7 protein-coding genes are annotated in these 7920 nt (G+C 32.1%); all 7 read right to left on the minus strand.

Annotated features, from left to right (window positions below; all coding sequences use genetic code 11):
- Window positions 1–11: 11 nt before the first annotated feature.
- A complete protein-coding gene (locus B0A58_RS15200) occupies window positions 12–956 on the minus strand; it encodes a polysaccharide deacetylase family protein (protein WP_089081749.1) in 945 nt (314 codons plus the stop codon).
- A gap of 1 nt (window position 957) precedes the next feature.
- Window positions 958–1710 carry a LytR/AlgR family response regulator transcription factor gene (locus B0A58_RS15205; RefSeq protein ID WP_089081750.1) on the minus strand — a complete coding sequence of 251 codons (753 nt, stop codon included), beginning with the start codon at window positions 1708–1710 and terminating at the stop codon, window positions 958–960.
- Window positions 1707–2717 (minus strand): sensor histidine kinase, encoded by a 1011-nt coding sequence (locus B0A58_RS15210; RefSeq protein WP_089081751.1) that lies wholly within the window; start codon window positions 2715–2717, stop codon window positions 1707–1709. Before B0A58_RS15210 ends, B0A58_RS15205 begins: the two co-directional genes overlap by 4 nt.
- A 474-nt stretch (window positions 2718–3191) precedes the next feature.
- Complete coding sequence (locus B0A58_RS15215; protein ID WP_089081752.1) at window positions 3192–5528, minus strand: TonB-dependent receptor; 2337 nt, start codon at window positions 5526–5528, stop codon at window positions 3192–3194.
- Between the two features lie 306 nt (window positions 5529–5834).
- Entirely contained in the window at window positions 5835–6509 is a 675-nt protein-coding gene (locus B0A58_RS15220) for an SCO family protein (protein WP_243389513.1), read from the minus strand.
- Window positions 6510–6666: 157 nt separating this feature from the next.
- The gene (locus tag B0A58_RS16690) at window positions 6667–7017 is read right to left on the minus strand and encodes a toxin-antitoxin system YwqK family antitoxin (RefSeq protein WP_207758862.1); all 351 of its coding nucleotides are present in this window, start codon (window positions 7015–7017) and stop codon (window positions 6667–6669) included.
- Window positions 7018–7782 carry a YHYH protein gene (locus B0A58_RS15230; RefSeq protein ID WP_089081753.1) on the minus strand — a complete coding sequence of 255 codons (765 nt, stop codon included), beginning with the start codon at window positions 7780–7782 and terminating at the stop codon, window positions 7018–7020.
- Window positions 7783–7920 lie beyond the last annotated feature (138 nt).

The raw sequence follows: 7920 nt of genomic DNA on the forward strand, positions 1-7920 counted from the left end.
ACTCGATATTTTTATTTATTAATATCCAAAAATAAATTTGCTCCAGCTGGTATGGTATAAATCCTATTGTTTATTTTGCAAGTAACATTTGTGCTAGAGGAATTGTAAACTACGTTTTTATTGACACCAAATTTTAGATTTCTAAATGCCTTAATATAATCGACTAAATCGATTTGCTTGGTATAATAAATAGTAGGATTATGAGCCAATAAACGAAAAAAAGTCTCGGTTTCCTCCCACTTTTTTTTGTCGTCTCCCATTTCCCAACTATGTCCCCATATATCTAATACTGCAAGTTGGTTGGTTTTTAAGAAATCATCTATTATTTTATAAAAAAGAGCCATTTCTGTCTTATCTTTTTCAGGTTGATTGGGTTCCCAATAGGCTTTTGCAAATTGATGTATGGTAGGATGCCATCGCAAAAAAACTTTTGGAATTTCAAAATTATAGGTATCTCCAACCGTTCTTGCATATTCAATCCCCAGCCCATTAATTGCATCAATTACTGCATCGTTAGTATTGCCAAATGGGTAAGCCATGCCACGCACGGGATAATCTACCAAGCGTTCGAGTTCTCTTCGATCATCTACAATTTCATAAATAATGTCGATGGTATTCATATCTGGCAAGTTGGGATGATTGGCAGTATGAACCGAGACTTCATGCCCTTTATAAAGCTCTTTTATTTCGTCTTTATTCAAATAGTCAAAATAGCTATTGGTACTTAATTTGTTAGAATTCAAATGAAATGTTCCTATCAAATGGTACTTATTCATGAGTTGTACCAATTGTCGGTCTTGTTTGGCTCCATCGTCATAACTCAATATTAGGGCTTTGGTTCGCCCTTCTGGAAAAAGCATTTCGATTTTAATGGCACTATTGTTTGTTTCTAAGTTGCTTTGTGCCAATACAAAGTATGGCATTGCCAAAACGAGTAGGCGGATTATTTTTTTCATGCTAATTGTCTAACCAGTTTTTAAAATCATTAACTCTTTCTCTGCTTACAATTTTTGCTTCACTGTCTAAAAAATCAGTAGTTATAGTCAAACGGCTATTGAAATAAGTACTTACTTTATCGATGGCTTGAATGTTTAAAATGATCTTTCTGTTTATTCTAAAAAATACATTAGGTTGCAAAATAGTTTCTAATTGATCCAAAGTATAGTCAATTGGAAAATGTTTTCCTTTGAAAGTTACCAATAATGAAAGCCCCTCTTTGCTTTCAAAATGGTGAATATCAATAGTTTGAATACTGTCTATCGATTGACCGAGTTTGACTAAAAAGCGGTTTTTATAGGTTTTATTAAATTGCTGAAAAGCAGATGCAAAACTGGATATTAAATCCATTTTTGAAATTTGTTGTTTTTGAAATTTGTTTAATGCAAATTGCAAATCGGTCAAGGCAATGGGTTTTAACAAATAGTCGATGCTGTTTTGTTTAAAGGCTTGTATAGCATAATTATCAAATGCGGTTGTGAAAATAACAGGAATTTCTAATTTAAACTGACTAAAAATTTCAAAACTATTACCATCTGCCAAATGGATATCCATAAAAATTAAATCAGCAGTAAGTCCTTCTTTAAAAGCAGATACCGAGGCAGAAATGCTGTCAAAATAGTTTGTAACTACCATTGAAGCATCTACTTTTTGCAATAACGCAGCCAAATGTTCGGCCGATAATTTTTCGTCTTCTATTATTACAACATTCATTTTTTTGGAATTAATGGCAAAATTACTCTAAAAATGGTTCCGTTGTTTTCAATAATTACTTTTTCGTCTGTAAAGAAAGAATATCTTTTTTGAATATTTTTCAAACCTGTTTTGGAACTGTTTACTATTTCTTTTCGGGGTTTAATAGGATTTTCAATAATCAAAGCGTTATTTTGAGTATAAATTTTAACTTTTAGCGGATTTGTTTGCGAAGTTTCGTTGTGTTGTATGGTGTTTTCAACAACCATTTGCAAACACATGGGTAATAAGAAATCATTTTTTTTGCTTTCTTCCACTTTAATTTCGATTAAAAAACTGTCTTCAAAGCGTATTTTTTGCAAATAAATATAATGTTTTAAAAAATCCAACTCCTCATACAACGGAACCAATTCTGAGCTTTTGTTGTCCAAAACATAGCGATAAACTTTGGATAATTCGTTGATAAAATCAACCGCTTTGTCTTGATTTTTATATACTAATGAAGTCAAAACACTCAAATTATTAAATAGAAAATGAGGATTTAATTGGTTTTTTAAGTTTTGTAATTGTGCATGAGCAGTCTCTGTTTTGTATCTTTCAAATTCGATTAAATTATTTTTCAAAGCATTAAAAAATTCAATGCCTATTTTTGCAGCCAAAAAAGCAAATGTAAAAAAAATAGCAGGTGGAAAAATTTCTATCATTTTTCGATTAATAATTCTGCCATCACCAAATCGAAATTGGTGAAGCAGAACCATTAATGAAAACAAAGTAATTGAGGTAAAAACAACCGAGAGTAAAATTTGAATAGTTAGCCTTTTTCTGGCGTTTTCAATCCAAGGGTTTCGTTTATTGAGCCAATTGTCTATAAATTCATTTCCTTGCCAAATGATTAATACAATTGCAATAATAAAGAGTAAATCCCATTGAAAAAAATCTTCTATTCGGAAAAAAATGATTTTAAAAAAGAGTGTTATTGCAATCGCAATCCCTAATTTGTTTATTATTTTCAATTTTAAAAATTTCATCTTTTTTTATATTAAACCTAATTCTAAATTCTAAATAAAACAGCCAATAGCATTAATATATTTTGGCCGTTACCACAAGGGTCGGACTATTCGTTTCAAACTATGTTCATTGAACTCCAAAAGAAATATAATTTTGCAAAATAATTTTTTTTTGATAATCACATTCAGAAACTATATTCGTGCAAAATAACACACCCCTTTTGGGGGCTGGGGGGCTTCTAAAAGGATTTCCATTACTATCTCTAACGCAAAATCCCGTAACTAATAGCATTCCGCCAACCTAATACCAAACCTTATACTTGTTTTACATCTTTTAACCTTACAAAATATTACTTTTTTATAAAAAAAAAGAAAGTGATTTTTTTGTAAATTTCAACAAAAAAGATCAAGTATATCGCCTGACATGGTATAGCTTTTATTTTTGCAATTTAAAAATAAAAAAACAATTTTTAGCCATTCCTTTAACTTTTGATTTTAAAACTGAATTTTGTATAATAAATTAGGAAAAAGTCCTAATTGATAGGTATAATTTATGGTATTTCTTTGTCTATCATAAGACTGTGAAAATACATTTTGATGATTGGTAACATTTTGAATATCAAGTGAAATAGTTTGAGATAGTTTTTTGTTTTTGCTATTGATCACAAATCCTGCTTTGATATCAAAGCGATAGTAATTCTTATAAAAATCAGAATATACATTAGAAGATAACACTTCATTACCAGCTGCTTGCGAACTTGCCAAATCAATTGGTGTATATGCTCTTCCGCCTGCATTGGTGAATTTTGCATCTATTGAAAAAGCATTTCTATTTTCTTTACCTACTTTCCATTCTTTTCCTCCCAAAATATTAAACACATATTTTCCATTAAAAGCGGTGTTTCTTTCCATACCATCACTTGCTGTATATTTAGAATCGTATATTGATGAAGTAAATAATCCATAATAACCATTACTAAAGAATTTTTCAATAGTGAGTTCTACACCATAATTTTTACCCGTTCCAGAGTTTACTAAATTATCTTCTAAATCTAATTTAAAACTAGCTCCGGTATTCAAAATAGAATAATCACTAGAAAAATTATTGACAGGTACATCATATAAATATTGATAATATACTTCGGCTTTTAAACGCCAATCTTTGAATGGGTTGATGTTGTATCCCATAACCAAATGATGGCTTTTTGTAAAGTCTAAATTTTTATTAGTTTGCGTAATAACGCCATTTGCATCCGTATTTTGAACAAAATAGGTGGCAATAGGTTGGTTTTGTGCATGTAATCCGTATCCAAAATTTAGACTACTTTTATTATTTATATTGTAAATAAGACCCAATCTTGGTTCTATTGCAAATGAACTATTTAAATGAAAAAACTGTGAATGTAAACCAGCATTTAAAGTTGTTTTTTCGCCAAATCTATATTTCAAATGAGCATAACCTTGACTTAAACTTGTATTGTTTTTTCCGTCTAACTGCTTCGTCCAAGGCTCCAATTCGTTCTTTCTATATCTATAAAATTGGTCGATTCCAATAAACTCGTTTTGTAATCCAGCTTTTAAGAATAAATTTGAATTTAATTTAGAACTATAATTTGTAGCGATAACAATTCCAGAGTTTTTAAAATTAATTTCCTCTGTTTGAATAGAAACATTTGTCATTTTATTTGTATCTGAATTGTCTTGTTCTGATTGAGTATAATTTAATCCAATAGTAGTACTAATATTAGAATTGGCATTAATTTGTTTGAAATGATTTACTCCAAAAATTCCTATTTTACTTCCTAAATCTACAGATCCATTCCCGCCAAAAAGACCACCACCATTATCCAAACTTATTGATGAAGTAGCCAAAATTCCAAAAGCCGAAAATTTGCCAATAGCCGAAGTACCACCATTAATTTTAAACGACAAATCTTGAAAACTAGGAGTTGCCGTAGTCCCAATGTTTACTCCAACGGCTTGTGCTAAACTGGCTAATGTATATCGATAACCAACCAAGTAAGAAGAACCTTTTTCTTTATTTATTGGACCTTCTGTAGTGATTTCAGCACCTGTTATAACCCCCAGTTGAATTGTTGTTTCTCTTTTTTTATTGTTTCCGTTTCTAAATCCTAGATCAAAAACACCTGCCGTTGCATTGCCATATTCAGCAGGAAATGCAGAAGTGAAAAAGTCAGAATTCTTTAAAAAATTGGTATTAATTGCACTCACAGCTCCTCCAGTTGTTCCAGCTGTTGCAAAATGATTTGGGTTGGTAACACTCATGCCATCAATTCTCCATAAAACTCCAATGGGCGAATTGCCTCGAATCACAATATCATTTCTATTATCATTTGTGGCACTAACACCCGCAAAATTAGCTACCAAACGAGCTGCATCGCTTCTCCCACCGGCATATCTGTTTACTTCTTCTGTAGAAAAAGTTCTGGCACTAACAGAGGCCAACTTATTTATTGTTCCCGAACTATTTTTGGAATTGACAACTACTTCATTCAATTGTTTGTATTCGTCTTCCAACATTATTTCCAACAATACTTCCTTGCCCGATGTAACTATGATATTGCTTAGCAAAACCTCTTTATATCCCGAAAAAGTAACTTTTAGGGCATACCGATCTGGTGCCAATTCTGTAAGCACAAATTGTCCTTTATCGTCGGTTTGGGTTTGTTTTTCTGAATTTTGCACCTGAATGTTTGCCCCAGCTATGGGGGTTTGAGATAATTTATCGAGTACAATTCCACGAATATTTTGTTTGTTATTTTGTGCTATCGATAGCGTTGTAAACAAGATAAGTATTAAATATTTTTTCATTTTCAATTTTTTTAAACATTAAATTATTTTTTTAAACATTAAGGCATTAAGATTCATTAAGGTTTTATGTTCATTTTTTTTCAAACAATAAATCTTAATAAACTTAATGTTTCATTTTTTTAAACAATAATTTATTTTTTTTTTAAACATTAAGGCATTAAGATTCATTAAGGTTTTATGTAATTTTTTTTCAAACAATAAATCTTAATAAACTTAATTTCTTAATGTTTCATTTTTTTAAACATTAAATTATTTTTTTAAACATTAAGGCATTAAGATTCATTAAGGTTTTATGTTCATTTTTTTTCAATCCGACTCGTTTTTTAATGTTTTGATGTCTTCCACTAATTGCAGCATTTCTAATGAAAGAGTGCCGTTGTAAATGCCTCGAATCCGTTTGGTTTTGTCCACTAAAATAATATGTTCGGTGTGCAAAAATTCCGTGCTGTCTTTGGTAAAACCCAAATCTTCCTCAGCAAAATAAGATTTTCGGGCAAGTTTGTAAATACCGCCTTTAGTACCCGTCAAAAAATGCCAATTCGGATTTTGAATGCCGTTTCGTTTTTTATACTCCTTTAAAACCAAAGGAGTATCAATCCAAGGAGTTACAGAAAAAGACAGCAAAACAACATCAGTATCTTTGCCCAAACTATCGTTTACAATTTTCAAATTGGTAGTCATCACAGGACAAATACTGCCACATGACGTAAAAATAAAATTGGCTACCTGAATTTTTCCTTCCACATTTTTTTGCGAAATGCAGGTACTGTCTTGGTTTATAAAAGAAAAATTGGCTATTTGATGCTTGATTTTGGCTTCAACCTCCGAATCGTCATCAATAAACAAAGGCGTAAAATCGGGAGTGTTGTAATAAGGCAGTTTTACCACTTCTTTTTTATTGCAACTAATTACCAAACAACTACTTAACAACAAAAATACTATCCGATACATTCTTACAGTTTTTAGTACCCAACAATCCATATCTTTTTCCGTTTTTTATTACATAATTGGCCCTAATTTTGCCCGTATCATACCACATTTTTTGGCTTCCCTCCTCTTGTCCCTCCTTGAAATGGCCAACATGACTAAGTTTTCCATCAAACGACCACTCTTTCAATTCGCCTTGATAAGCGTCATCTTAGGCTACAAACTCAAATCGTTTGTTGCCATTGTCCCAATATGCCGTTTGTGTGCCGTTTTTTCGACCTTGATAATAAAATCGCTCCTCCATCAATTGTTGGTTAGGATACCATTTTCTACAACGTCCCCACAATTTTCCGTTTATAAAACCTTCAACAGAAACCGTGTCTTTATTAGGATACAAATCATACAAATAGCCCGAAAATTTTTGTTGGTTTACAAAAGCTACATCGTTTACAAAACGAACCATTTTGGCTGATTTCAATTGAAAAATATGGGGTACTTTTGGCTCTTTCTTTATACAAGAAAAAGCCAAAAACATTGCCACAAAAAAAACGAGTCTTTTCATTTATTGCGAAACCGTTCCTGGAGTACCATAAAACCCGTTGCCATTCAAATAAGGGGCTTCGGCGGTAAAATGATAGTGATAAATTCCATTTGGATAATCAACCGTGGCGTGGGTATGACCATGATAAACATCTAAAGTACTGTTGGTTACCACCGTACCATTTTCCTCATTGGGGCCATACACAGGAAAACCATCTAAAAGAAAACCCATCAAACCAGATTTGGTCGATTTTACGGTCGTCAAATACAATGGTTCCACATGATAATGGTACATCCCTTGATTTTGTGGATGTCCATAATATTTGTCAAACGAATTAATTTCGCTGGTCAATACTTGATTATTGGGCCCCGCATATTGATTAAAAAAAGGTACTCCATTAAGAGCAACTCCTATGGGGCCTAGTGGTGTAGCAGCATGAGTAGTAGCAACAACAGGATTCAACGGTATTTTGATGGTTCCCGTTTGTTGCACAATGCTGTTAGGGTTTTGTGCAAACGTATTGCCGCCAAAAGTAGTACCCGAATAGGCTTCGTACAAGGCATTTGTTGTAGCATAATAGGGGCTTTTGTGATCTGGCAAACAATTGGTTTTGATATACACATAAGTCCCGTCGCTGGTGATGCTTGTTGCTCCGTATATTTTTTGATAAATTGCTGGCACAGTTGCACTTCCTCCCGATGTATCTGTTGTTGTAGCATCGTCTTTACTACAACTTATGGCAAAACTAGCCATTATTATCAAAGCAAAATTTTTTAAATCTTTCATTGTTTTTAATTAAATTAGATGGGCAAACATAATCCAATCGACCCAAACATTCCAAACACCTCAACCGTTAGCTGTTCAAATATACACCTGAACTGTTACAAAAACCATTTGAAGTGTTTGAAGGATTGAAAGATTGAA

Source organism: Flavobacterium branchiophilum NBRC 15030 = ATCC 35035, assembly GCF_002217205.1.
Lineage (GTDB): Bacteria > Bacteroidota > Bacteroidia > Flavobacteriales > Flavobacteriaceae > Flavobacterium > Flavobacterium branchiophilum.

What these genes read in the sequence shown, in the direction of transcription:
- B0A58_RS15220 (WP_243389513.1), bottom strand. Translation starts at nt 6,509, where the DNA reads ATGGATTGTTGGGTACTAAAAACTGTAAGAATGTATCGGATAGTATTT.
- B0A58_RS15215 (WP_089081752.1), bottom strand. Translation starts at nt 5,528, where the DNA reads ATGAAAAAATATTTAATACTTATCTTGTTTACAACGCTATCGATAGCA.
- B0A58_RS15205 (WP_089081750.1), bottom strand. Translation starts at nt 1,710, where the DNA reads ATGAATGTTGTAATAATAGAAGACGAAAAATTATCGGCCGAACATTTG.
- B0A58_RS15230 (WP_089081753.1), bottom strand. Translation starts at nt 7,782, where the DNA reads ATGAAAGATTTAAAAAATTTTGCTTTGATAATAATGGCTAGTTTTGCC.
- B0A58_RS15210 (WP_089081751.1), bottom strand. Translation starts at nt 2,717, where the DNA reads ATGAAATTTTTAAAATTGAAAATAATAAACAAATTAGGGATTGCGATT.
- B0A58_RS16690 (WP_207758862.1), bottom strand. Translation starts at nt 7,017, where the DNA reads ATGAAAAGACTCGTTTTTTTTGTGGCAATGTTTTTGGCTTTTTCTTGT.
- B0A58_RS15200 (WP_089081749.1), bottom strand. Translation starts at nt 956, where the DNA reads ATGAAAAAAATAATCCGCCTACTCGTTTTGGCAATGCCATACTTTGTA.